The following is a 22,820-nucleotide window of genomic DNA, read 5'->3' on the forward strand; positions in this document are numbered from 1 at the left end:
CCTAGCCCCCACCCACCCAGAGGGGATCGCGAGTCTGCGGCCGATCATTGCCGAGGGGTCCGACAGAAAACGGCCCCGGAACCACCTGTGTGCGCAAAATGCGCCCGAAAGAGTGATCCGGTACCGTTGATCGCATGGACCTCAACGCGGACCTGGGGGAAGGTTTCGGCCGCTGGGAGCTCACCGACGACGCCGCGCTGCTGCGGATCGTCACGAGCGCGAACGTCGCCTGCGGCTTCCACGCCGGCGACCCGGCCACGCTCCGGCGGGTCTGCGAGCTGGCCGCCGCCGCGGGCGTGCGGATCGGGGCGCAGGTCTCCTACCGCGACCTCGCCGGGTTCGGGCGCCGCGAGATGGACGTCCCGCCCGCCGAGCTCGCCGCCGAGATCGCCTACCAGATCGGGGCGCTGCGGGTCTTCGCCGAAGCCGCCGGGTCGCACGTCGCCTACGTCAAACCCCATGGGGCCCTGTACCACCGGGCCGGCCGCGACCCGGCCCAGGCCGCAGCCGTCGCCGAAGGCGCGCGCCTCGCCGGGATCGGGCTCGTCCTGACCCAGCGGGGCGGCGAACTCGACCGCGCCGCCACCGCGGCGGGCCTGCGGGTCGCGGGCGAGGCGTTCGCCGACCGCGGCTACCTGAGCGACGGCCGCCTGGTCCCGCGCGGCGCGCCCGGCGCGCTCCTCGCCCCGGCCGCCGCCGTGCTCCAAGCGCTCGACCTGGCCGCCCACGGCGAGGTCACCGCGGTCGACGGCACCCGCACCACCATTGCGGCCGAATCGATCTGCGTGCACGGCGACGGTCCCGACGCGGTCGCGGTCGCCGCAGCAATCCGGGCCGCACTGGACGAACGAGGCATCGACGTGGAGGCATTCTCGTGAGCACACCGCCCGCCGCCCACCGGCTCAGGCCCCTCCCGGCCGGGCCGAGGGGCATCCTGATCGACTGCGGCACCACAGCCGCCGCCCGCGCCTGCTACCGCTCGCTCCAGAGCCGCCGCATGTCGGGCCTCCTGGAGGCCTCCGACCTCGTCCCGGGGGCGACCACCGTCCTCGTCGACGGCGTCGACGAGCCCGAGCTCCTCGCCGCCGAACTCCCCGGCTGGCCGCTCGCCGACGAGCCCGACACCGCGGGCGAGGCCGTCGAGATCCCCGTCTGCTACGACGGCCCCGACCTCGAAGCCGTTGCGGCCCTGTGGGGCGTGCGCCCCGACGAGGTCGCCGACATCCACTCCGGGATCGAGTACGAGGCCGCGTTCTGCGGCTTCTCGCCCGGCTTCGCCTACCTCGAAGGGCTCCCCGAGCGCTACCGCGTGCCGCGCCGCGACAGCCCGCGCACGCGCGTCCCCGCGGGCTCGCTCGGCATCGCCGGGCCCTACACGGGCGTCTACCCGCGCACCAGCCCCGGCGGCTGGCAGCTCATCGCGACCATGACGAACCCGGGCCGCCTGTGGAACGAGCACCGCGAACCCGCGGCGCTCCTCGTCCCCGGCACCCGCGTGCGATTCGCGGCGGTGCGGGTATGAGCCACATCGAGATCCTCCGCACCGGCGTCCTCACGACCTGCCAGGACGCGGGCAGGCCCGGCTGGGGCCACCTCGCGGTCCCGCCCTCCGGCGCCGCCGACCGTCCTTCCTGGAGGCTCGCGAACCAGCTGGCGGGCAACCCGACCGGGGCATGCGCCCTGGAGACGACCCTGAACGGCTGCACGGTGAGGGCCCACCGCGACGTCACCGTCGTCGTCGGCGGCGCCCCCTGCGCGGTCACGGTCGACGGCCGCCCCGAGTCCTGGGGCCAGCCCGTGAAGCTCCAGGCCGGGTCGGTCCTCGACGCCGGGCCCGCCGAGGTCGGCGTCCGGTCCTACCTCGCGTTCTCCGGTGGCCTGCACCCGAAGTCGAGCCTCGGCTCGCACTCCACGTGCCTGCTCTCCGGGCTCGGCCCGGCCCCGCTGAAGGACGGCGACACGATCCCCCTCGGCCCGGCCCCGGCCCACCCGCCGCTGCCGACCCAGTGGCCCGCACCATGGGCGGGCATCGGCGACGAGTTCGTCATGAAGCTCCACTTGGGACCGCGGCTGGAGTGGTTCCGCCCCGAGGCGGTCGCGGAGCTGACCCGCGGCGTCTGGACGGTCTCGGAGCACTCCAACCGCATCGGCCTGCGCCTGGAGGGCCCGGCCCTCGCCCGCACCGACGCGTCCCTGGAGCTCCCGAGCGAGGGCATCGCCGCAGGCGCGCTCCAGGTCCCGCCGAACGGCCAACCGATCCTCTTCGGCGCCGACCACCCCACGACCGGCGGCTACCCGGTCATCGGCGTCGTCGGCCCCGAAGCCCAGGCCGCGGCCGCCCAGGCCCGCCCGGGCTCCCGCATCCGGTTCGTCCCGATCCCCATGCCCCACTGGAGCAAACGGGCCTGAACGCCAGCTACCAGGGCAGCGGGCCGTCGGCGCTGAGGAACGCGCCGGTCGGCCCGTCCGCCTCCAGCAGTGCCAGGTCCGCGAGGTACTCGGCCGCCTGCGCCGGAGCGAGGAGGCCGGTGTTGCCGTTGATCTCGGTGTCCACATAGCCCGGTGCGGCGGCGTTCACCAGGATGCCCTCGGCCCGCAGCTCGTTGGCGTACTGGACAGTGACCGCGTTGAGCGCGGTCTTCGACGGCGAGTACGCCGCCGACGGCAGGGCCGTGAACGGGCCCTCGGGGTCTGCGTACAGCGTCAGCGACGCCGCGTGGCTCGTGAGGTTCACGATGCGGGCCCGCGGCGAACGGCGCAGCAGCGGCAGCATGGCGTTGGTCACCGCGATCACGCCGAACACGTTGACCTCGAACACCTCCCGCACCACCGCGAGGTCGACGGCGCTGGCGACGCGGTCCACGGCGTCCTGCGGCGCCGCGTTCCCCGACCCGGAGATCCCGGCGTTGTTCACGAGTGCGTCGAGGCGGCCGTAGCGCTCCTTGATCTCCTTGGCGGCCCGGTCGATCGACGCCTGGTCGGTGACGTCGAGCGCGACCGCGCGTGCGTCCCCGCCGTCCGCCCGGATTGCCGCCGCGGCCTGCTCGCCGCGGCCCGGGTCCCGCGATCCGACGAGCACCGTCGCACCCCTGGCGGCGAGCCGTTCCGCGGTCGCCCGCCCGATCCCCTTGTTCGCGCCGGTGACCAGCGCGATCGTGCGCGATGCGTTGTCCGTGTTCATGTTCGGTCCTCCAGTGGTTCCGGTTCCTCGCACTCATGACGTACGGGCGCCGGAACTTGTGACCGCCGAACCGCAGGATCACTCAGGCACGAGAACCCCACCGGACCCGGCCGCACCTGGCGAGACCGGGACCAGTCGGCCAGGCGGACCCCGGGTCGGCCTGGCAAGACCGGGCTCAGCCCCGCCGGACCCCGGGTCGGCTTGGCGGGACCGGGATCAGCCCAGGCTCCCGCTGGACCCCGAGCCCGTCAGGCGGGGCCGGACTCAGCCCGCGTCCGTCTCCGGAGTGCGGCGCAGCAGCAGCGTTCCCCGCTCGTGGGGGAGGTGCTCCGTGGTGAAGTCGGGGTGGGCGTCGGTCCAGCGGGCGGCGATGGCGCGCTCGTCGGGGCGGTCGGCGTCGTCGAGGACGACGAGGGCGTCCTTGGCGAGGCGCTCGGCGAGGACCGGCAGGGCCGGGAAGCGGGCCTGCGGGCCGGTCGGGCCGGGAGGGCCGTCCACGAGGAGGATGTCGATCTCGCTGTGCGGCACGAGGTCCGGGTCGTACCAGCGCCAGCGCTCGCCGTCGAGGTCGACGTCGGTCAGGGGAGCGTCGACGACCTTGCCCCAGCCGCCGAGGTGGCGCGCGTCGAGTTCGGCGCGGGTCTGGGCGGCGTAGTGCGGGTCGTGTTCGAGCGCGGTGACCTGCCCGGTGCCGAGTGCGCGCGCGACGAGGGCGAGGACCACGGTGGTGGTGCCGGAGCCGCATTCGAGGACGCGGGCGCCGCCGCGGGCGGTGAACTCCTCGGCGAGGAACCGCGTCAGTTCGGGTCCGGCGGCCCAGCCGCGCATGCGCGGGAGCGGTCCGGCGGGCCCGGCGAGACGGTAGAGCGCCATGAGGTCCTCGACCTGGGCGTACGAGGTGCGCGCGCTCGCCTTGAGGGCCTTGCGGTTCGCGGCCGCTTCGGCTTCGAGGGCGTCGAGGCGCCGTTCGATGCCCGCTTGGGTCTCGCGGACGCCGTCGACGGCGTCGCCGAGGCGTTTGAGCCGTTCGGTGATCTCGACGAGCAGCATCCGGTCGGACGGTCCCATGGCACGGCCCCTTTCGCGGGCATTCGGCGCATTGGCCCCACCCTAATGAAGTTCTGTTCCCTGCGCCAGCGACCACCCCCTTCGTGTTCGTGCGGTTCCCCGGTGTCAGTCGCCGAGGGCGCGGCGGAAGTCGGCGATGAGGTCGTCGGCGGCTTCGATGCCGGTGGAGAAGCGGATGAGGTCGTCGGGGATGCCTTCGGCGGCGCGCTCCTCGGGGCTCATGCCGGCGTGGCTGGTGATCGCGGGCCGGGTGATGAGGGATTCGACGCCGCCGAGGCTGGGGGCGACGTAGGGGAGGCGCAGCGCTTTGAGGATCGCTTCGGCGGCCTCGACGCCGCCTGCGGGGCGGAAGGAGAGCACGGAGCCGTAGCCGTCGAAGAGCGCGGCGGCGCGGGCGTGGTCGGGGTGGGTGTCGAGGCCGGGGTAGTTGACTTCGACGACGGCGTTGTGGCCGTTGAGGAACTGCGCGAGGGCGAGGGCGGTGGCGCCTTGCTGGCGCACGCGCAGGGCGAGGGTCTTGAGGCCGCGGGCGAGGAGGAATCCGGCGTGGGGGTCGAGGCTGCCGCCGTAGAGGTTGAGGACGTGGCGGACGGCGGCGATCTTCTCGTGCGAGCCGGTGACGACTCCGGCGACGAGGTCGGAGTGGCCGTTGAGGGCTTTGGTCGCGGAGTGGCAGACGAGGTCGAATCCGATGGCGTGGGGCCGGAAGACGACTGGTGTGGCGAAGGTGTTGTCGATGATGCTGGTGAGGCGGTGCTCGCGGCTGAACGCGGCGATGCCTTCGAGGTCGGCGACGCGGGCGAGCGGGTTGCTGATGGTCTCGACGATGAACGCCTTGGTCTGGGGACGGAGTGCTTCGGTCCAGGCGTCGTGGTCGTCGGGGTCGACGAAGTCCACGGTCCAGCCGAGGCGCGGGGCCTGCTCGGTGAGGAAGTGGTGGGTGCCGCCGTAGAAGGCGCCCGCGGCGATGAGGTGGTCTCCGGCGCCGAGCGTGGCGAGGAGGGTGGTGGTGATGGCGGCCATGCCGGAGGCGGTGGCGAGCGCGGTCTCGGCGCCTTCGAGGGCGGCGAGTTTGCGGTGGAGGTACTCCTGGGAGGGGTTGGTGTTGAGGCGGATGTACTGGAGGTCGTCGTAGGCCTGGCCGGGGACGGTCTCGAAGACGGTGCCCTGGTAGAGGGGGTGGACGACGGATCCGCCGTGTGCGGGCCGGGGTTCGGCGGCGTGGACGGCGAGGGTCTCGAAGGCGGCGGTTTCGCTGGTGTGGCTGGTGTCGCTCATGCCGCAACGGTATGGCGGCCGGGGGCGGGCCGCATCTGTCTTTCGACCGGAATCGGGGGCCGGAATCCCTGACGTTGGTCGGGGGTGGTTCCGGACGTTCGTCTAGCGCCGTTCCTGGTCGAGGCTGGCAAGGTAGGCGTTGTACACCTCGTGGGGGTCGTCCTCCGGATGGCCTGAGGCGGCGGCGCGTTCGGCCATCCGGTCGAGGCGGCGCCCTTCCCGCTCCTCCGAGCGGGCCCACTGTCCAATGAGGACCACGATGATGATGAGGGAGGGGATTTCTCCGAAGCCCCAGGCGATCCCGCCTCCGGCGCGCTGGTCGGCGAGGAGGTCGGCGACCCAGGGGACGGCGATCTGGGTGTACCAGCCGTCGGCGATGAGCGTGGTCCCCATCATGAGGGTCACGCCGAAGATGGCGTGGAAGACGATCGACACGAAGTAGAGGAGGACCTTGGCGGGGTAGGAGAGCGGCCGGGGCTTCGGGTCGGGGCCGATGACGACCCAGAAGAACAGGCTTCCGGCGGCGAGGAAGTGCGCGGTCATGAACAGGTGCCCGAAGTGGGACCGCATGGCCCACTCGAACATCCCGGTGAAGTACATGAGGTAGAGGCTCGTCAGGTAGATGAGGAGCGCGATGAGCGGCCGCGAGATGAAGCTCGACCACTTGCTGTGGAGCGCGGCGAGGAGCCATTCGCGCGGGCCTCCGGCGCGATCGGGCTTGAGGGCGCGCAGCGCGAGGGTCACGGGCGCGGCGAGGACGAGCAGGATCGGCGCGAGCATGTTGAGCGCCATGTGCTGCACCATGTGGGCGCTGAACAGGACCATGCCGTACTTGCCGAGACCGGTGGAGGTGGTGAGCACGATGACCGCCCAGCCGCCGATCCACAGCGCGGTGCGGTACCAGGCCCAGGTGTCGCCGCGGCGGCGCAGGCGCACGACTCCGGCGATGTAGAAGCCGGTCGCGGCGAGGGCCGCGGTGCAGAACAGGACCGACGGGTACCAGTCGGTGAGGAGGCGCGCGAGCGTGATCGGCTCGGGCGTGGGGAATCCGAGGAGGGCCGTGTTCGGGTCGGGGAGCTCCTCGGCCGGGGGCGGGGTGACCGACAGGGAGGAGGCGAGGCCGAACGCGACCGCCATGAGCGCGAGCTCGACGGCGGCGAGCCGGTTGAACGCGCGGCGGCTCCCGGCCGCGACGGCGGGGAGGGTGCGGCGCCGGTGCGCCCACCCGAGGACGCCGCCGACGGCGAGGACCGCGAGCTTCGCGAGGGCGATGCGCCCGTACGCGGACGCCCACAGGTCGCTGAACGCGACGTTCGCGACGAACACGATGAGCCCGGAGGCGGCCACGGCTGGGTACGCGAACGCGGCGGCCGCGGAGTACCGGCGGGCGGCGACCGCGGGGTCCTTGCGGGCGATGAACAGCGCGAACAGGCCCCCGGCCCAGAACGCGGCGGCCACGATGTGGATGAGGAGCCCGTCGACGGCGATCTGGTGGTTGCCGTTGGACGCCGAGTGCCCGGTGAACACCGGCGGCACCGCGGCCGCGAGTGCCAGCGCCGCGGCGAGGGCCGCGCCCGGGATCGTGAACGCGCGCGCCGCCGCGACGGCGGCCGCGCCCGCGAGGAGCACCGTGAGCCCGAGCGCCCGGCCCTGCTCGTACTGCGCGATGTAGGACCACAGCCCCGGAAGGGTGACGCCCGAAAGGGGCCGCGCGAACGTGTTCGCGAAATCCACCGGGAGGCTCACGAGCGCCACGGCCGCCCACAGCCCGGAGGCCGCGGCGCCCACGCGCAGCCACCGCCACGACTGGGCCGACAGGCGCCCCCGCGCGTCCGCGCGACCAGGCAGGAAGCACGCCGCCGCGATGGTGCAGCCGACGGCGGCGAGCATCGCCAGGTCGTACGCGTACTTGAGGAGCCCGGCGGCCCACGTGACCGCGGGGTCCGCGGCCGAGAGCCCGGGGACGGCCTCGACGTCGACGGCGCCGCCAAGGTCGAGGGCGATCACCGCGGCGAGCAGCCCGGCGATCACCGCGGCGGCGACGGCGAGGACGCGCAGCCCCCGGCCGCGCTTCGCCGCGCGCAGCCCGCTTCGGGGACCGCCGCCGCCAACAGGTATGGTGTCGGCGGTGTTTTGGCTGGTCTCGGTCGATGCGGTCACGTAACCCAGCATGGCTGATTGTTCCAGCTCACGCCCCACCGGGTGGGGTCAGATATCTCCGGCAACTCCCCCGGCCCAACCCCGCGGGCGCCGATCCGCGCTGTCGGGGTCATAAGGCACGATCACGGGGCGCCGTCCGAAGAGCATTGCCAGTCGCAGCGACGCGGGCGGAGCCGTATTTTCTATGGTGGATCGCGATGGGAATCATCGAAAGACGCGGTGAGATCATGAACCTGCTCCAGGGAGGCGGCGGCGTGCTGGGCAACATGCACTTCACGTTGGACGGCTCGGACGACCCGTCCAACGTGCTGAACCTCATGGCACTGGACGCGTACGTGACCGGCGCGCAGCCGCACGCGGTCGTCCGGGCGCTCGACATGGTCGCGGACGACGTCGACCTGATCCCCGAGGGCGGGTCCCTCATCCGGTCGATCTCGGGGACCTCGTTCCTCCAGCTCGTCACCGGCGACGGCTGGACGCTGCGCACGCAGCGCTGGCGCGACGGCTCCGGCCAGGCCGTGGTCACGGCCGTCACCCGCGAGCGCGCCGAGGAGATCGCCGCGTACATCACCGACCGGACCGGCTCGGTCGAGGAGGTCGGCGAGGACAAGGTCGACATGGGCTTCTGGTACCGCTCGGCCCGCGGCCCGTTCCGCTCGACCCGCTCGATCAGCGCCCCGCGCTGGCCGGAGATCGAGCGCAACTACTCCTCAAGCGCCGGTTCGGCGCTCGGGAAGCTCATGGCGACCCAGTCGTCGGACGTGACGGGCCGCCTCGTGCTCTTCCACGGCCCGCCCGGCACCGGCAAGACCACCGCGCTGCGGGCCCTCGCCCGCGAGTGGGCGCCGTGGTGCCAGGTCGACACGGTCCTCGACCCGGAGGCGTTCTTCGCGGACCCGTCCTACCTGATGGAGGTCATCATCGGGTCGGAGATGGACCTCGCGATCGAGACGGACCTCGCCCCGGGCGAGACGCGCCGCGAGCACTGGCGGCTCATGGTCCTGGAGGACTGCGACGAGCTCATCCGCGGCGAGGCGAAGGAGGCGTCGGGCCAGTCGCTCGCGCGGCTGCTGAACCTGACGGACGGCCTCCTCGGCCAGGGCCGCGAGATCATGGTGGCGATCACCACGAACGAGCGCCTCGACCGCCTCCACCCGGCCGTGGTCCGCCCCGGCCGCTGCCTCGCGCAGATCGAGGTCGGCGAGCTGTCGCCGCTCGAATCCAGCGACTGGCTCGGCGGCGCCCAGGTCCGCGAGCCCATGACGCTCGCGGAGCTGTACGCGCGCCGCGGCGGCACCGACCCGCACCGCACCGAGCGCCAGGTCCCGCACCAGCAGGTCGGACAGTACCTCTAGGCTCCGACAATCCCGGAGAACATGCCGCGGAACTCCGCGTCGGTGTACTCGGACGCGAGGGACATGAAGTCGCCGGAGTACGAGAAGTAGACCGTCGAGTACGTGTTGTCCATGGTGTCCGGGCAGGCCTTGCCGATCTGCCGGGAGTACGCCGCGACCTCTTCGCCCGTGCGCAGCTCGTACGCGGTGATGTCGAACCGGTGCGCGTAGAACGTGGCCCACAGGGTGCTCCCGTCGGACCGCTGGTACCGGCACGAGTCCTGGTAGTCGCCGACCTCGGCGGTGACGCACACGACGAGTTCGGTCCCGGCCGCGTCCTCGCCGAGCCATTCGGCGGGGAACCCGCGGTCCTCTGACGTGGTGCCCTGCAACCGCATCGGGTGCGGCCCGCGGCCGCTGTACGCGGGCGCCCCGGGGTACGCGACGGGGTCGGCGCAGTACGAGCCGGTGTCGAGCACCCCGTCCGCGGCCTCCGCGGCGAGCTCGTGCTCGGGATACTCGGTCAAGAACTCGCGGTAGAGGGCCGCGGCCGTCTCCAGGTCGCCGCCGTCGGCCCATTCCTGGCCGCAGCGGAGCGTCCGCACGGGCGCGTCCGCCACCGAGGCGGCGGCGGGTTCGGCGAGTTCCGGTGCGTCCCAGTCCTGTTCGGCGAGCCAGTGGTCGGCGGCGTACCCGTGGCAGGGCGGCATGTCGACGAGGCCGGCCGTGAACGCCTCCACGACGCCGCGCACCGCCCCCGCCTGCCCGGGGTGCTCGTCGAGCGTGGTCTCCAACTGCGCGAACGCGTTCTCGACGTCGGTCAGGTCGAGCGCCCCGCCTTCGGCGGCCGCTTCGAGCAGCAGCGCGGCCCGCTCGGGCCCCGCGCCGTCCCACAGCGCCCCGGGGTGCTCCAGGTACTCCCCGAGGCCCTCCGCGGCCTCCGACGGCGCTTCCTCAAGGGCCGCAAGGAGGATCCCGCACGCCTCCCGCTCCTCGTCCGCGCGCGTCGTGACCGGCCCGAACGCGACCCGGTGCACCGCGTCGAGCGTGCCGAGCGCCGCCACCGCGTCCTCGCAGTCCCCGGCGGCCTGTGCGGCCTCGGCGTCGTGCACGATCCACCACGCGTCGATCCTGAACCAGCCCAAGGAGAGCAGCACCAGGGCCGCGGCGGTGCCCGCGAAGAACCGGAGCCGCCGCACGGCCCCGGCCGGGTCCACCAGCACGGACGGAACGGTCCGCCGCGTCAGCCACCACGCGTGCAGGATCATCGCGAGTCCCCACGCCGGAAGCAGGAACCTCCACAGGGGATTCTCGACCTGCACGGCCGCCGACCAGGTCAGGAAACCGGTGCCGCACAGCGCCACCACGGCCAGGATCGGCCGCCGCAGCAGCATGTACCCGATCCCCAGCATCGTCGCGTTGCCCGCGACCGCCGCGATCGGATCGGCATCGCCGCGGAGCGGCTGCGGCTTCGGCGGCTGCGGCGGGACGGCCTGCGGCGCTATCGGAAAGGGGTACATGGCGGCACTCCTCGGGCCCTCGGGAACCCCAGTGCAGCACGGCCCGCCCGGGACCGGTCCCGCCCGCGCGCGCCTACCGTCGGCGCATGCGCCACATCACCGCCCGCACCGCGCTCGCCGTCCTCGCCGCCGCGGCCCTGTCCGCCTGCGGCGCGGAGCCCGGCGCCGACCCGTCGGGGGACGCCGCGACCGAACCCGAGAGCACCGCCGCCGAGACCTCGCAGGCCGAGCCCACCGAGGCCGAGCCCACCGGCCCCGTCGCCGCCGACGGGGCCGACTACGCCGCCTGCGAAGACGGCGTCTGCGAAGTGGCCGTTGCGGAACCGGTGGACATCGAGGTCGGCGACGCGCTCCCGTTCTCGGTCACCGCCGTCACCGACGAGGGCATCGAGTTCGCGATCGTTGACGGCGGCGCCTCCGTCGGCGGCTCGGTCAACGGGATCTGCGAGATCCGCGCCGTCGGCACCTCGTTCCAGTCGCAGTGCCCGGGCGACGTCAGCGAACTCGGCGACGAGCCCGCCGCAGGCGAACTGCTCGTCCAGCTCCTCGGCTTCGACGCCGACGGCGCCGCGGTCCTGCGCTTCACCCTCGGCTGACCCGGTGCGGAGCGGGCGGTGTGGGGTCGCCCGCCCCGCGCCGGTCAGTCCTCGGCGTCGCGCGCCGCGAACACCTCGCGCGCGGCGGTCATCGCGTTGATCGCCGCGGGGAACCCGGCGTAGACCGCGATCTGCGTGAGCGCCTCGACGACCTCCTCGCGGGTGCACCCCGCGTTGAGCGCGCCGTTGATGTGGAACCGCAGCTGCGGCGCCGCGTTGCCCAGCGCCGCAAGGGCCCCGAGCGTCACGAGCTGCCGGTCCCGCGGTTCGAGGACGGGATTGGAGTAGATCTCGCCGTACCCGAACTCGACGATGTGCCGGCCGAGTTCGGGTGCGATGTCGGCGAGGGAGGTGACGACCGACGGTTCGGCTTCGCCCGAGACGAACTGAAGCGCCTTCAGTCCGCGCTCGTATTGCTGCTCCATCAGAGTTGGCCTCCTCTGTCTGAAATGTTCAGTCGCGTGAGGCTTTCCTCTTGCCCCACAAGGCCAATCCTGCTGCAACGAACAGCGCGGCCGCAAGCGTCCATGCCAGGGCGGAGAACCCGTGCGGCGCGACGGCCCGCGCCGCCAGCGGCCCGACGGTGGCGCCCACGTAGAAGCTGAACATCGCCACCGACGTCGCGGCGGCCCGGTGCTCCCCGCCCGCCTCCGCCGCGGTCTGGTTCATGGCCGGGCCCACGATCCCGATGCCGAGCACGAGCACGGCCAGCAGGAACGCGAGTGCCACGACCTCCCCGCCCGCGAACGCCGCCCCGACCATCGCGACTCCGGCGACGCCGGTCCCGGCCAGCAGGTGCGTCGTCCGGTCCAGCCGCGCGAGCGGCACGGCGAGGAACGGCAGCGCGATCATCACCGGCAGGGCACTGGCGCGCAGCGCGAGCAGCCCGGCACTGCTGGTGACGACGCCGGTCAGCTCGATCCCGGTGTACGCGGCGACCATGGAGCCCATGGCGAGTGCGGCGGCCGCGAACATCGGCACGAGCCGCCCGATCCGCAGCACCCGCGGGATCGCCGCGTAGCTGCGCGCGAGGTTCGCATCGGGCCGCACCTGGTCGGGCGCCATGATCCGCAGGGCCGCGAGCGCCGCGACCCCGAAGAGCACCGCGGACCCGCCGAACACCCACCGCCAGTCGGCGAAGCCGACGACGGCCTGCGCTGCGAGCTGGCCGATCACGGTGGCCGAGAGGAACGCGGTGACGATCGCGGTCACGGCGACCGCGCGCCGGGCCGGGTCGATCCTGGTGGTGGCGTAGGCGGTCATGGCCGGCGGGATCGCGCCGACGGCGAGGCCCTGGAGGACCCGCAGCGGGATCGCGACCGCCAGCGTCGGCGCCAGACCGGTCAACAGTGTGACCACTCCGGCGGCGATCAATCCGGTGACCAGCACGCGGCGCTGCCCGAACCGGTCGGCCATGGGCCCGAAGAGCACGAACCCGCCGGCGTAGCCGAACGCGAAGGCGGAGATGATCCAGGTCATCGCGCCGATCCCGGCGTCCCATGACGCCTCCATCTGCGCGAACATCGGTATGGGGGTGTACATCTGGCCGGTCGCGAGGAGCGCGGCGAAGGCGAAGACCGGGACGGCGACGCGCGCCGGGGTGTACTCGGTCCTGGGTCGCCCGGCAGGCCCTGCGGGCACGTACCGGACGGATGACGCGGTGGTGGATGCTGTCATGCGGCCAAATGTAGGCCCGTCCGCGGCCCCATGTCAACCAAATAGTTGGTTGTGAATCTGGTAACCTGGGACTCATGCCGACCGCACCCGCCAAATCCGAGGCCGCCCGAGCGCCTGAGCCGGAGCCCAAGCACGAGGTCAGGCGCTCCGACGCCACCAGGACCGCCCTCCTCTGCGCCGCCCGCGAGGAGTTCGCCGAGCGCGGCCTGGCGGGCGCCCGCGTCGACCGCATCGCCGAGGCCGCGGGCGTCAACAAGGAGCGCATCTACGGGATCTTCGGCTCGAAGGACAAGCTCTTCGACGCCGTCCTCATCGACGCGCTCAAAGAGTTCACCGACATGGTCGACCCCCTCTGGAACGACGGCCGGGTCGGCCCGTTCGTCGTGCGCCTCTACGACTACCACCGCGAGCACCCGCAGCTCCTGCGCCTGCTCACCTGGGAGGGCCTGCACCGCGGCGAGGACGCCCACGACATCGACGGCTGGCGCCGCGCCCACTACGATCGCAAGCTCGACGCCGCGATGGACCGGTTCGCCACCGACGACGCCTTCCGCGCAGGCCTCATCACCCTCCTCATCTGCGGCATCCCCAACTGGCTCAACCTGGTCCCGCAGCTGCGCAGCCTCATGCTCGGCGACCGCATGAACGACGTCGACGCCATCAAGGCCCTCCTCGTGCCCTTCGCCGAGAACGCCGCGAACGCCTTCACCCCCGAGACCGCGCCCGCCCCGCCCGAGGACCCGGAGGACGAGGTCGCCGCCGCCGCCGAGCGCCTGCGTCGCGCCCAGGCCGAGGCCGACGCCGCCCGCGACGAGCTCGGCGCGGCCCTCCGCCGCGCCAACGCCGCGGGCGCCAGCGCGAACCACCTCGCGAAACAGGTCGCGGGCACCGTGTCCCGCCCAGTGGTACTGCGTCTCCTGAACGAGTGAACATCCGCCGGGCCGCCGAGCGTTTCACTCGCCGCCCCGGCCCGCCCCCGCCGTTAGGCTCAGGCCCGGCTCCCCCGGCCGCCGACCATCGAGCACCCAAGGGGGACACGTGCATTTGAAGACCCGGGGCCGCAGGGCCCGCCGCCTCTCACTCGCGGGGGCGGCGACGCTCACCGCAGCGGCGGCCGCGACGGCCATCGCCTTCAACGCCGCGGGCACCGCCCCGACCGCCCAGGCCGCGACGATCGCCTACGACCCGCTCGCGCCCGCCCTCGACTTCAACTCGTTCGTGGAGAACGAGACCACCCTCGTCTCGACCGAGTCGGAGGGCCCGGTCGCCACGGGCGGGAACCTCGTCGTCAAGGGCTCGTACAACGTGAACATCCACGAGGCCGGCACCTTCATCGCGCCCGGCGACGCCGAGCAGTCGGGCCTGGTCGTCGGCGGCCGCGTCGACTGGACGCAGGACCCGGCGACCTCGGTCGTGCAGGTCCACAACTATGTGAAGATCGGCGACCTCACCGGCTCCGACGCCCTGAACACCGACAGCAACGGCGCCTCCGTGAACACGCACGTCGTCGCCGACGGCGCCGGGTACAACTCCACGCCGCGCCTGGAACTCGACACGCAGGAGCCGCTCGCGTCGGTCGAATCCTCGCCGATCGACTTCGACGCGGCCTTCTCCCAGCTCCGCGCCAACGCGCGGGGCCTGTACGCGTGCGAGGCGCACGAGGTCGAGATGCACACCCCCGACGGCACGGCCGTCGCCAAGGGCGACGTCGCCTCCGGCGACCAGATCCGCATCACACTCGTCGACGGCGTCACCAACGTCCTCAACGTGACCGGCGAGGATCTCAACGACATGTCCGAGCTCGACTTCCAGAACCAGCCGACCGCGACCATGCCGCTGCTCATCAACGTGGACACCTCCGGCACGGGCGGCGAACTCGACTGGGAAGTCCCGAACCAGGCGGGCGCGGGCGGCGGGAACGGCGCCTCATACATTCTGTGGAACTTCAACGACACCTCGCGCCTGACCCTCACCGGCGGCGACACGGTCGAGGGCAGCATCCTCGCCCCCGACGCCGACTACACGGACTTGAGCGCTTCGAACGTGGAGGGCCAGATCATCGCGAAGAACGCCGTCCACGGCGACATCGGGTTCAGCGGCGGCGAGATCCACCATTTCCCGTTCGCCGCCGAACTGGCCTGCGAAGACGACATCATCTCGCCCGACGCGACCACCGAGACGCCGTCCACCGACGGCCCGACGAGCGACGCGCCCACCAGCGGCGGCCCCACGGACGACACCGGCTCGCCGTCCGGCGGCACGGACTCGACCACCACCGACGGCGGCTTCTCGCCGCTCGCGACGACCGGCTCCTCCTTGGGCCCCATCGCGTTCGGCGCGGCGGCGCTCATCCTCCTCGGCACGGGCGCGGTGGTCGCGGCGTCAATGCGCCGCAAGCGCAGGGAGAGCTGAGGAGCGTCGATGACGATGCACCGCACCGGCACCGCTAAGGAAAGCTGAGGAGGAGCCGATGACATCCGCCCCGATCGACCGCGCCGGAGCCCACGCGTGGACGGCGCTCGTGCTGACCGCGCTCGCCGGTGCGGTCGACGGGGCGGGGTTCCTCAGCCTCGGCCAGCAGTTCGTCGCGAACCAGACCGGGAACGCCGTGCTCCTGGCGGTCGCGGTCTCCGGCGAGCTGACCGGCCGCGGCGACGCCCTCTCCGCGATCGGCCCGCTGTGCTCGCTCGGCGGGTTCGCGGCCGGCACGGTCGCCGCGTCGCTCGCGACCCGCAGGCACGTGCTCACCAGCTTCGGCGTGCCCGCCCTCCTCGTCGCCGAGGTCGTGTTCCTGGCCCTGGCCGGACTCTCCGGGAACTTCAACGTCGCGATCGCGTTGGCGGCGTTCGCGATGGGCGTGCAGAGCATCCACGCCGCGCGCATCGGCCTCGCCGGGGTTACGACCACCGTCCTCACCGGCACCCTGATCGCCTTGTCGGTCAACCTGTCCGGCACCCGCGACGACCTCCGCTCGGCCCGCCTCCAAGCGGGCGTCTGGGCGGTCTACCTCGTCGGCGCCGGGCTCGGCTCCGTGCTCGCCCACGCGGTCTCGTTCAGCGCCGTCTGCTGGACCGCCGCCGCGGTCGCCGCCCTCATGGCGGTCGCCGGGTTCATCGAGGACCGCCTCCAGGGCTAGGCGGCGAGCGTACGCTCCGTGACCGACACTTTCCCCGACGCGAGGTTCCCGGCCGCGGCCTCCCAGGCCGGGAACTCGAACTGGAACCCGGCCGCCTCCAGCCGCGCGGGCACCACCCGGCGGCTCTTGAGCAGCAGCTCGGTGTCGGTGCGCAGCGCGAACGCACCCAGCTCGGCCATCCACCGGGTCGCCGGGAGCCCGAACCGCACACCCTTTGCGCGCCGCAAGATGCGCATGAAGTCCTTGTGCCGCAGCGGATGCGGGGCGCACACGTTCACCGCGCCCGCGAGATCGCCGCGCTCCAGCAGGAACTCAACGGCCCGCACGAAGTCGGCTTCGTGAATCCACGACACGAACTGCCGCCCGCCCGCCACGGTGCCGCCGAGGCCGCACCGCACCAGCCGCGACAGCACGTCGAACACCGACCCGCGATCCGGGCTCATCACCATCGCCGTCCGCATCGCGACCTTCCGCGTCCCGGGGGTGTCGGCCTCGGCGAGGGCCGCTTCCCAGGCCCGTGCGATGGCGATGCTCTCGGCCCAGTACGCGGGCGCGTCAGGCTCGCCGCCGCCGATGACCCCGGTCGCCTCGTCGTTGGGCCGTCCCTGGGTGTGCGCGTAGATCGTCGCGGTCCCGGCCTGGAGCCACACCGCGGGCGGGCGCGCCGCGGCCGCGATCGCCTGCCCCACAACCCTGGTCGAGTCGACCCGCGAAGCGGTCATCTCGTCGAGGTGCTCGCGCGTGTACCGGCAGCTCACGCTGCGCCCGGCCAGGTTGATGACCGCGTCGGCGCCGTCGATCGCCTCGGCCCAGGGCCCGAGCGTGCGCCCGTCCCAGTACAGGTGATTGGGCCGCACCGGGTTCCGGGTGAGGACCGTGATGCGGTGGCCTGCCGCGAGGAGACCGCGTTCAAGGACGGCGCCGAGGTTGCCGGTGCCTCCGGGGATGACGATCTTCATGGGGGTTCCTCCTTATGGCACAACCATACCCCGATTATTGAACACGTTCAATTATGATCTCGGCGCTAGCGCGATCCGCCCGTTCGGAGTACCCTGCCGCCCGCCCGTGGTCGGTACGCTCCATGGAGTAGTCACAAGTGCAGACAGGACCCCTCCATGAGCGACCCCTCCCCCGAGCCCGAGGAGATCGGCCTCGACCTCGAACCCGACCCCGACCCGGGCCACGACCCCGACGGCGGCGCGGGCACGTGGCTCGTGGCCTTCGTCCTGCTCCTGGGAGCCGTGGCCGTCGCCGTGTTCCTCTTCCTCCCCGACGGCTCGGACAACGACCCGGTCGCCGCCGCCACGACCGACGACGCCGTCACCGAGTCACCAACCCCCGCATGGGAACCCCGCACCACCGACCCCGCGCCCACCACCGACCCCGAACCGAACCCCCCGATCGGCACCGAGACCGAGGAGGAGGCCACCGAGCACGCCCTCCCGACCGTCCCGCCCTCCGAGCACCCGCCCTGCACCACCTACCTCGACGGCGGCCGCGACTCGGCCGCCGACGTCGAAGCCGCCCTCGACGAGGCCGCCGGCACCCAGTTCTGGACGAACTCCAGCGTCGACCTCTCCGCCGACCTGGTCAAAGCCATCGCCTGGATGGAGTCCGGCTGGCAGTCCGACATCGTCGCCTGCGACGGCGGCACCGGCCTCATGCAGATCCAGCCGGACACCGAGGAGTTCGTCAACACCCGCTTCGAGACCGACTTCGACCGCACCGACACCCGCGACAACGCCATGCTCGGCAGCGCCCAGATCCAATGGCTCGCCAAGTACTTCGCGGTCAACTACTTCGGCGCCCCCGACCCCGGCTCCTACGACCTCGCCGACGACTGCTCCCGCGACGACGCGGTCCCCGACCACCAGGAGACCTGCCTGCTCAACTCCGTCATCTCGGCCTACCAGGCCGGGTTCGGCACGGTCGAGACCGCGCTCGACTCGGGCTCGGGGTACACGAACCTCCAGTACATCGAGACCGTCCGCGCCCTACTCGACCTGCGCCCCTGGGAATGACTCCGGCCGTACCGAATCACATATCCTATAGGATATAGGATCTACGATTTCCGGGCGCGCTCCGGCCGCCGCCCGGATCGGCCGTTTCAGTCCCCGGCCCCTCCCGCCGTGGCACGATCCGACCTGGACAGGGAACTCGAAAGGGACCAGCAACGGGAGGCCGAATCCATGCCGCGAAACTCGAACACCAAGAAAGCACTGGTCGTAGGCGCCGTCGCCGCGGGCACGATCGCGGCAGGGGCCGCGGTCGTCGCCACGGTCAGGCGTCGCCGCCGCCCGATCGTGGGCAGCGTGAGCCGGAACAAGTTCGACCGCTGGTTCGACACCCTCGACGTCGACGGCAACGACTACATCGCCGAGGAGAACCTGCGCCAGGCCGCCGACCGCGTGCTCGGTGCGCGCGGCGTCCCGGTCGAGAGCCCGATGGGCCTGGAGCTGCGCGAGGCCACGCAGCGCCTGTGGACGGAGTTCATCGCCCCGGCCGCGGATGGCGATGACGCCCGCGTCACCCGTCGCCAGCTTCGCAACGCGCTCGCCGAGCACATGCTCGCCGACCGCATCACGGCCGCCGCCAAGCTCGCCTCTATCGCCGACGCCTATTTCGCGATCGCCGACGAGGACGGCGACGGCCTCATCAGCTCCGGCGAGTTCGTTCACCTCCTTCGCAATTGGAACGGAGTCGACTATATGGAGAGCCACCGACTCTTCGAGTTCCTCGACGCCGACCACGACAACCGCATCTCGCCCGACGAATGGCGCCGAACGATCTTCAGCTTCTTCCTCGGCAGCGAGCGCAACCACCCGACGAACGACCTGATGGGCAAGGTCGGCAGCCCGATCCTCGCCCCGGCCGACTTCTGACCGGCGATCCTACATCCTATAGGAAATAGGATGCAGGATTCGAGTAGAGGATCCTATTTCCTATAGGATGTAGGATTCGCGCAGACGAACGGGCCGGCCGATGCTCCACCAAGCATCGGCCGGCCCTTCTCATGCCCGAGTCAGGGGCCTTATGGCTACTCCTGCACCTCGGGCGGTCTATGAAGCCGAACGGTCCCTTACCGGTTCCGCGGCCGCTTGATCAGGCTGAGGGTCTGCCTCAGGATCCACTCGCACCACTCGTCGCCTTCCCACGCGCCGAACCATTCCGGAGCCGGATCGGAACCGTCGGGAATCCGACAGATCACCCGCGGCCCGGCCCCGTCGTTGCACTCGATCCGGTACTCCGGAGGCGACAGCGGATGCGCCGCCTCCATCTCCCTGTAGACCGCGAACACCGCTGGCCCCCTGGAGAAGTCGCCGAGCCAGCCGTCGTCGCCGGAATGCACTTCCCCGGTCTCAGCCGTCACAGAACCGCACCCCGATCCCGCGCCCGGTGTAGAACACCTTGAACGCGGCGTCCTCCAGCCACACCTTCCACTCGGGCGTGGCGGCCCGCCACTTCGCGCCCCAGGTCGCGTGCAGGTGTCCGGAGTTCAGCCCCGAAACGATCAGCACGATATCGACCGGGTTCCCCATCGCGTACACCTGAAACGAGTCCGGCGCAATGGAACTCGACGCCCGGACCTTGAACTCCGTCCGGCCGTCGCTGAACCCCCCGCGCTCCAACGCCTCTCGCCCCGACTCATCGGGCTTCGGTCCACCCATCGCCATCCTCCATTTCGGACTCGGTTTCGATGCGCTCTTCCCACCACCAACATAAGCGCATCACAAGCCCCTGACCAGGGTCTTCATTTGTCGAGTTCTGAGTGACGAAAACTGACCCAATCAGAATTCGTCATCGGCCCCGCCCTGACCGGAGATGACTCATCCACAACGCAATGTCATCATCGGAGGTTGGACAGTGCGAGCACTTCGTGGAGAGGCGGCACATGGCGCAATCACATCTCGCCAAATGGTTCCCGGGCAGGGTGACTCATCACTACCGCGAACTTCGCGGCAGAACGCAGGGGTACCTCGGTGCACTTCTGGGCGTCAGCTACCAGACCGTGGGGAGGTGGGAGCAGGGCAAGAAGTGCCCGACCGTCGGGGAGGTACTGGCGCTCGCCAAGTACCTGAAGATCCCGCAGGAGCTGAGCAACTACATGGAGGAGATCTCGCGCAACGAAGCGCAGAAGAACTTTCGAGCGGACCAGCGCTTCAACGCCATCTGCCTGCAGTACGCCGAGATGTACAACGGCGTGATCTGCAAATGGGATCCCCTCTACATCCCAGGCATCGCACAGACCCGCGCCTACCACTTCAAGTTCCTGCGAATGGCGGAAGGCTCCACTGACCAGCAGCTCAAACGAGGCTGGAAGTTCAAGCTGGCGCGGCTCAAGGCTCTCCTCGCTCGCACCGACAACCCCCGGGTCGTGATCCTGATCAGCGAAACCGCTCTCCTGAACTTGCGGTTCCTACCAGCAGCCGATCGCCTCGACCAGATCAAACGACTCCAATACCTCGACTCACTTACCAACTGGGAGATCATGATCGTCCCGGCGGTGCACCTGGAACATGGTGGCGCTTTCGAGATCTACCGCGCCGGTGAAGCCGAATTCGGCGGCCCGGACTTCGTGTACACCGAGGTGCTGGACGACAGCTGGTGCATCGAGGAAACCCCTCGCATTGAGCGATACGATGAGCGGTGGAAGTTCCTCCTGGGGAAATCGATCGCGTTGAAGGAGTACCTCGATGACCGACGTGACGGCGTGGCGGAAGAGCACTCGCAGCGGGAGTGACAACAACACCAGCTGCGTCGAGCTTCGCCGAGCCTGGCGCAAAAGTACCCACAGCGGCGGCGATAACAACTCCAACTGCGTGGAACTGGTCGCCTGCAACGACTCTGACGGAATGCACGTGCGGGATTCCAAGCTGGGCAACGAGTCTCCGGTCTTCGACCTCCCGCTCGCCGACTTCAAGAGCCTTCTGCGGGCCGCACGCTAACCCAGCCGCGCCAACAAAATCCATATAAGACTTCGCGACACACCGTCACATGGGGTTGACAATCCCGTGGGCGGTGTTCATTCTTTACACCGTCCATAGAAAACGCCGCCCAGTGGCTACTAGCTACCAACTTTTGACCACCGGGCGGCTACCAACAGAAAGGCAGCGCCTTCCATGTCGTGTTCGACGATACCGCAGCCGACTGCGCCCAAAAACCGTCCGACACAGCTCACGACCCACCCATCCGGGTACATTCTCCGCACCACCCCTTACGACGCCTTCGACCCCGGCCCCTGGCCCTGGCGACCCGACAACACCTACCGCCGCGACCACCGCACCGGCCGCCACCGCCGCTACGAAGCCCCCGACTCCTTCCCCCACTTCCGAGAACTCGCCTGGGACCGCTTCCTCCAAGCCTCAGAACCCCTCGCCAAAGCCCACCACTCCCGCCGCCGCCCAAGCAAGCGCGGCCCCATCACCGAAGCCGTCCTCCGCCTCGCCCAGCGGCTCACGTCCCGGAGAAGAGGGGTCCAGTAGAGGCTGGGGGACACCACGACGCGCGTGAGCGAAGTATCCTTCTCTGGCCCTGTAGCCCCGGCCAGGAGTCCCCCTCATATGTACGCAATTGAATTCGTCGCGACCGTCCTTTTCGTGAGCCTCTGCATGTTCCTCATGTGCCTGTTGCAGTTCGCATGCCTCGGGTGGATGTTCAGCGGGGCCCTGATCGGCTCGCTGGACGAACGCTGGGCGCGGAGCATCGGCCGGCGCGGGCCGTTCGCCACGGCCCGGCTGATGTTCCGCGCGACCATGATGCGGCAGGGCGGCCGCGGCCGCATACTCGCGACCGCGGCCGCCTTGGGCGAGGTGTCGTTCTTCCTGGTGGTCCTGCTCGGGGTCTCATCCGCAATTGCCGCCGCCGGGGTGTACCTCATCCGGTTCGTCATCCAGGCGTATGCCGACACCGAGCCGTTCGGCGGTGAGCTGTGGATCTACACCGGGCTGCTCTCCCTGTACATGGTGTACCTGCTGAGCCCGTGGGGCGTCATTCGGCAGCTCCGGTGGATGTTCCGCGACGACAAGACGAAGTACAAGTGGCCCCCGGCGCTCCCGTTGTCCGAGGCGCACATAGACGCGGAGAGCCGCTTCAGCGCCGCCAAGGCGGTCTACCGGCTTCATCTCTTCTCGAAGATCGCCTTGCTGTCGGCGGCTTTGACACTCGCGCTCTTCTGGAGTGATGTCGTGTTGTCGCCCGATTCCGGCAGGGAGAACCCGCGTCCGATGCTCATCGTGCTGCTCGGCGCCGCGGCGGTCGGCTTGTACCTGGTGGCCTTCGAGCGGATCGTGCGCTCGCGCCTCCGGCGGTGGCACGCCCTCGATCGGGTGGCGGCATACCTGGCGGCGTCTCCCGACAAGTCGTCCAAACGGCCGGTATCCGACGCTTCCGGTAAGCGGCGCAGGGCGTTGCAGGGGGTGGCGACTGCGGCGGAGCGGCAGGCCCGGCACCTCCAGGCCGGGGCGGGTCCGGGGGTCGAGCATCCGACTGCGCTACTGCTCTCGTTGAGCGTGGCGCATCTTCGCGCGCACTTGTCCGGGCACGACTCGATGCTCGCCACGGTGCCGCCCGAGGTGCGGGAGACCCTGGCGCGCATGGCCGTCATCCTGGCCGGCACCGCCGACACGGCGTACCTCGAAACCTCCGAGGAACGACTCCACCGCTTCCGGGACTCCATCCGACCCGACGACCCCCCGTCCCGCGGCACCCGCTTCTCAGCGGGAATCGACCTCACCGATCGCGCAACAGGCCTCTTCGTCAAGGTCATCGTCGTCGCCCTCGTCCTCTGGCTCCTACTCTCCCAACAAGTCGCAGTCAAAGACCTGGTCCAGATGCTCCCCTGAGCCCGCATTATGGAAACGCCCGCTTCAA

At 71.1% G+C, this 22,820-nt stretch carries 24 protein-coding genes; 14 read left to right on the forward strand and 10 right to left on the reverse strand.

Features of this window, described 5'->3' with window-relative positions; genetic code table 11:
* Positions 1-134: 134 nt before the first annotated feature.
* From WA640_RS16400 to WA640_RS16410, 3 genes are read left to right on the forward strand one after another with little or no spacing between them, the layout of a single operon-like run.
* Positions 135-878: a LamB/YcsF family protein gene (locus tag WA640_RS16400; RefSeq protein ID WP_335988981.1), complete on the forward strand. Its 744-nt coding sequence runs from the start codon at positions 135-137 to the stop codon at positions 876-878.
* Positions 875-1,522: a 5-oxoprolinase subunit B family protein gene (locus WA640_RS16405; protein ID WP_335988982.1), complete on the forward strand. Its 648-nt coding sequence runs from the start codon at positions 875-877 to the stop codon at positions 1,520-1,522. The genes WA640_RS16400 and WA640_RS16405 overlap by 4 nt, the downstream gene beginning before the upstream one ends.
* Complete coding sequence (locus WA640_RS16410) at positions 1,519-2,409, forward strand: biotin-dependent carboxyltransferase family protein (RefSeq protein ID WP_106362986.1); 891 nt, start codon at positions 1,519-1,521, stop codon at positions 2,407-2,409. Before WA640_RS16405 ends, WA640_RS16410 begins: the two co-directional genes overlap by 4 nt.
* 7 nt (positions 2,410-2,416) lie before the next feature.
* On the opposite strand, the gene WA640_RS16415 is transcribed toward WA640_RS16410, so the two are convergent.
* From WA640_RS16415 to WA640_RS16430, 4 genes are all read right to left on the reverse strand, one after another.
* Positions 2,417-3,181, reverse strand: coding sequence for an SDR family oxidoreductase (locus tag WA640_RS16415; protein WP_335988983.1), 765 nt, complete (start codon positions 3,179-3,181; stop codon positions 2,417-2,419).
* Positions 3,182-3,445: 264 nt separating this feature from the next.
* Positions 3,446-4,249, reverse strand: a complete 804-nt coding sequence (locus WA640_RS16420; RefSeq protein ID WP_335988985.1) for a class I SAM-dependent methyltransferase — start codon at positions 4,247-4,249, stop codon at positions 3,446-3,448.
* A gap of 105 nt (positions 4,250-4,354) precedes the next feature.
* On the reverse strand, positions 4,355-5,527 hold the full coding sequence (locus WA640_RS16425) for a trans-sulfuration enzyme family protein (RefSeq protein WP_335988987.1): 1,173 nt from the start codon (positions 5,525-5,527) through the stop codon (positions 4,355-4,357).
* 102 nt (positions 5,528-5,629) lie between these two features.
* Entirely contained in the window at positions 5,630-7,687 is a 2,058-nt protein-coding gene (locus tag WA640_RS16430; protein ID WP_335988988.1) for a cytochrome c oxidase assembly protein, read from the reverse strand.
* A gap of 227 nt (positions 7,688-7,914) precedes the next feature.
* On the opposite strand from WA640_RS16430, the gene WA640_RS16435 reads away from it, so the two are divergent.
* Entirely contained in the window at positions 7,915-9,042 is a 1,128-nt protein-coding gene (locus WA640_RS16435; protein ID WP_425433433.1) for a DUF5925 domain-containing protein, read from the forward strand.
* Here the strand turns inward: WA640_RS16435 and WA640_RS16440 are convergent.
* Complete coding sequence (locus tag WA640_RS16440; protein WP_335988989.1) at positions 9,039-10,541, reverse strand: hypothetical protein; 1,503 nt, start codon at positions 10,539-10,541, stop codon at positions 9,039-9,041. The two genes, WA640_RS16435 and WA640_RS16440, sit on opposite strands and share 4 nt — an antisense overlap.
* A gap of 86 nt (positions 10,542-10,627) precedes the next feature.
* On the opposite strand from WA640_RS16440, the gene WA640_RS16445 reads away from it, so the two are divergent.
* Positions 10,628-11,137, forward strand: a complete 510-nt coding sequence (locus tag WA640_RS16445) for a hypothetical protein (RefSeq protein WP_335988990.1) — start codon at positions 10,628-10,630, stop codon at positions 11,135-11,137.
* 44 nt (positions 11,138-11,181) lie between these two features.
* Here the strand turns inward: WA640_RS16445 and WA640_RS16450 are convergent, their stop codons facing one another.
* Both WA640_RS16450 and WA640_RS16455 read right to left on the reverse strand, forming a co-directional pair.
* Entirely contained in the window at positions 11,182-11,562 is a 381-nt protein-coding gene (locus tag WA640_RS16450) for a carboxymuconolactone decarboxylase family protein (protein WP_106362979.1), read from the reverse strand.
* A 28-nt stretch (positions 11,563-11,590) separates the two neighbouring features.
* Positions 11,591-12,814 carry an MFS transporter gene (locus WA640_RS16455; RefSeq protein WP_335988991.1) on the reverse strand — a complete coding sequence of 408 codons (1,224 nt, stop codon included), beginning with the start codon at positions 12,812-12,814 and terminating at the stop codon, positions 11,591-11,593.
* A gap of 74 nt (positions 12,815-12,888) precedes the next feature.
* Between WA640_RS16455 and WA640_RS16460 the strand changes: the two genes are divergently transcribed.
* From WA640_RS16460 to WA640_RS16470, 3 genes are all read left to right on the forward strand, one after another.
* Positions 12,889-13,743 carry a TetR/AcrR family transcriptional regulator gene (locus tag WA640_RS16460; RefSeq protein ID WP_335988992.1) on the forward strand — a complete coding sequence of 285 codons (855 nt, stop codon included), beginning with the start codon at positions 12,889-12,891 and terminating at the stop codon, positions 13,741-13,743.
* A 109-nt stretch (positions 13,744-13,852) separates the two neighbouring features.
* The gene (locus WA640_RS16465; RefSeq protein ID WP_335988993.1) at positions 13,853-15,226 is read left to right on the forward strand and encodes a choice-of-anchor A family protein; all 1,374 of its coding nucleotides are present in this window, start codon (positions 13,853-13,855) and stop codon (positions 15,224-15,226) included.
* 58 nt (positions 15,227-15,284) lie between these two features.
* Complete coding sequence (locus WA640_RS16470) at positions 15,285-15,950, forward strand: YoaK family protein (RefSeq protein ID WP_335988995.1); 666 nt, start codon at positions 15,285-15,287, stop codon at positions 15,948-15,950.
* On the opposite strand, the gene WA640_RS16475 is transcribed toward WA640_RS16470, so the two are convergent.
* Positions 15,947-16,909, reverse strand: a complete 963-nt coding sequence (locus WA640_RS16475; RefSeq protein ID WP_335988997.1) for a TIGR01777 family oxidoreductase — start codon at positions 16,907-16,909, stop codon at positions 15,947-15,949. The two genes, WA640_RS16470 and WA640_RS16475, sit on opposite strands and share 4 nt — an antisense overlap.
* Before the next feature lie 156 nt (positions 16,910-17,065).
* Between WA640_RS16475 and WA640_RS16480 the strand changes: the two genes are divergently transcribed.
* Both WA640_RS16480 and WA640_RS16485 read left to right on the forward strand, forming a co-directional pair.
* Positions 17,066-17,971 carry a lytic transglycosylase domain-containing protein gene (locus WA640_RS16480; RefSeq protein WP_335988999.1) on the forward strand — a complete coding sequence of 302 codons (906 nt, stop codon included), beginning with the start codon at positions 17,066-17,068 and terminating at the stop codon, positions 17,969-17,971.
* Positions 17,972-18,079: 108 nt separating this feature from the next.
* The gene (locus tag WA640_RS16485) at positions 18,080-18,832 is read left to right on the forward strand and encodes an EF-hand domain-containing protein (protein WP_335989000.1); all 753 of its coding nucleotides are present in this window, start codon (positions 18,080-18,082) and stop codon (positions 18,830-18,832) included.
* A gap of 197 nt (positions 18,833-19,029) precedes the next feature.
* On the opposite strand, the gene WA640_RS16490 is transcribed toward WA640_RS16485, so the two are convergent.
* Complete coding sequence (locus tag WA640_RS16490) at positions 19,030-19,320, reverse strand: hypothetical protein (protein WP_335989002.1); 291 nt, start codon at positions 19,318-19,320, stop codon at positions 19,030-19,032.
* Positions 19,310-19,618 (reverse strand): hypothetical protein, encoded by a 309-nt coding sequence (locus WA640_RS16495; RefSeq protein WP_335989004.1) that lies wholly within the window; start codon positions 19,616-19,618, stop codon positions 19,310-19,312. Before WA640_RS16495 ends, WA640_RS16490 begins: the two co-directional genes overlap by 11 nt.
* Positions 19,619-19,842: 224 nt before the next feature.
* Here WA640_RS16495 and WA640_RS16500 point away from each other — a divergent pair, with 224 nt between their 5' ends.
* The 4 genes from WA640_RS16500 (at position 19,843) to WA640_RS16515 (ending at position 22,792) form a co-directional block, all read left to right on the forward strand.
* Positions 19,843-20,691 carry a Scr1 family TA system antitoxin-like transcriptional regulator gene (locus WA640_RS16500; protein ID WP_335989005.1) on the forward strand — a complete coding sequence of 283 codons (849 nt, stop codon included), beginning with the start codon at positions 19,843-19,845 and terminating at the stop codon, positions 20,689-20,691.
* A complete protein-coding gene (locus tag WA640_RS16505; RefSeq protein ID WP_335989006.1) occupies positions 20,645-20,896 on the forward strand; it encodes a DUF397 domain-containing protein in 252 nt (83 codons plus the stop codon). The genes WA640_RS16500 and WA640_RS16505 overlap by 47 nt, the downstream gene beginning before the upstream one ends.
* Before the next feature lie 174 nt (positions 20,897-21,070).
* Positions 21,071-21,433 carry a hypothetical protein gene (locus WA640_RS16510; RefSeq protein ID WP_335989007.1) on the forward strand — a complete coding sequence of 121 codons (363 nt, stop codon included), beginning with the start codon at positions 21,071-21,073 and terminating at the stop codon, positions 21,431-21,433.
* 78 nt (positions 21,434-21,511) lie between these two features.
* Positions 21,512-22,792, forward strand: coding sequence for a hypothetical protein (locus WA640_RS16515; RefSeq protein ID WP_335989009.1), 1,281 nt, complete (start codon positions 21,512-21,514; stop codon positions 22,790-22,792).
* Positions 22,793-22,820 lie beyond the last annotated feature (28 nt).

Origin of the sequence: Glycomyces sp. MUSA5-2, from assembly GCF_037034145.1 — a bacterium.
In the GTDB taxonomy this organism is placed as follows: Bacteria; Actinomycetota; Actinomycetes; order Mycobacteriales; family Micromonosporaceae; genus Glycomyces; species Glycomyces artemisiae.

Bases quoted from the DNA above. Each gene is read 5' to 3' on its own strand.
- WA640_RS16400 (WP_335988981.1), top strand. From the start codon at position 135: ATGGACCTCAACGCGGACCTGGGGGAAGGTTTCGGCCGCTGGGAGCTC.
- WA640_RS16410 (WP_106362986.1), top strand. From the start codon at position 1,519: ATGAGCCACATCGAGATCCTCCGCACCGGCGTCCTCACGACCTGCCAG.
- WA640_RS16415 (WP_335988983.1), bottom strand. From the start codon at position 3,181: ATGAACACGGACAACGCATCGCGCACGATCGCGCTGGTCACCGGCGCG.
- WA640_RS16420 (WP_335988985.1), bottom strand. From the start codon at position 4,249: ATGGGACCGTCCGACCGGATGCTGCTCGTCGAGATCACCGAACGGCTC.
- WA640_RS16425 (WP_335988987.1), bottom strand. From the start codon at position 5,527: ATGAGCGACACCAGCCACACCAGCGAAACCGCCGCCTTCGAGACCCTC.
- WA640_RS16435 (WP_425433433.1), top strand. From the start codon at position 7,915: ATGAACCTGCTCCAGGGAGGCGGCGGCGTGCTGGGCAACATGCACTTC.
- WA640_RS16440 (WP_335988989.1), bottom strand. From the start codon at position 10,541: ATGTACCCCTTTCCGATAGCGCCGCAGGCCGTCCCGCCGCAGCCGCCG.
- WA640_RS16445 (WP_335988990.1), top strand. From the start codon at position 10,628: ATGCGCCACATCACCGCCCGCACCGCGCTCGCCGTCCTCGCCGCCGCG.
- WA640_RS16450 (WP_106362979.1), bottom strand. From the start codon at position 11,562: ATGGAGCAGCAATACGAGCGCGGACTGAAGGCGCTTCAGTTCGTCTCG.
- WA640_RS16455 (WP_335988991.1), bottom strand. From the start codon at position 12,814: ATGACAGCATCCACCACCGCGTCATCCGTCCGGTACGTGCCCGCAGGG.
- WA640_RS16460 (WP_335988992.1), top strand. From the start codon at position 12,889: ATGCCGACCGCACCCGCCAAATCCGAGGCCGCCCGAGCGCCTGAGCCG.
- WA640_RS16470 (WP_335988995.1), top strand. From the start codon at position 15,285: ATGACATCCGCCCCGATCGACCGCGCCGGAGCCCACGCGTGGACGGCG.
- WA640_RS16475 (WP_335988997.1), bottom strand. From the start codon at position 16,909: ATGAAGATCGTCATCCCCGGAGGCACCGGCAACCTCGGCGCCGTCCTT.
- WA640_RS16480 (WP_335988999.1), top strand. From the start codon at position 17,066: ATGAGCGACCCCTCCCCCGAGCCCGAGGAGATCGGCCTCGACCTCGAA.
- WA640_RS16495 (WP_335989004.1), bottom strand. From the start codon at position 19,618: ATGGGTGGACCGAAGCCCGATGAGTCGGGGCGAGAGGCGTTGGAGCGC.
- WA640_RS16500 (WP_335989005.1), top strand. From the start codon at position 19,843: ATGGCGCAATCACATCTCGCCAAATGGTTCCCGGGCAGGGTGACTCAT.
- WA640_RS16505 (WP_335989006.1), top strand. From the start codon at position 20,645: ATGACCGACGTGACGGCGTGGCGGAAGAGCACTCGCAGCGGGAGTGAC.
- WA640_RS16510 (WP_335989007.1), top strand. From the start codon at position 21,071: ATGTCGTGTTCGACGATACCGCAGCCGACTGCGCCCAAAAACCGTCCG.
- WA640_RS16515 (WP_335989009.1), top strand. From the start codon at position 21,512: ATGTACGCAATTGAATTCGTCGCGACCGTCCTTTTCGTGAGCCTCTGC.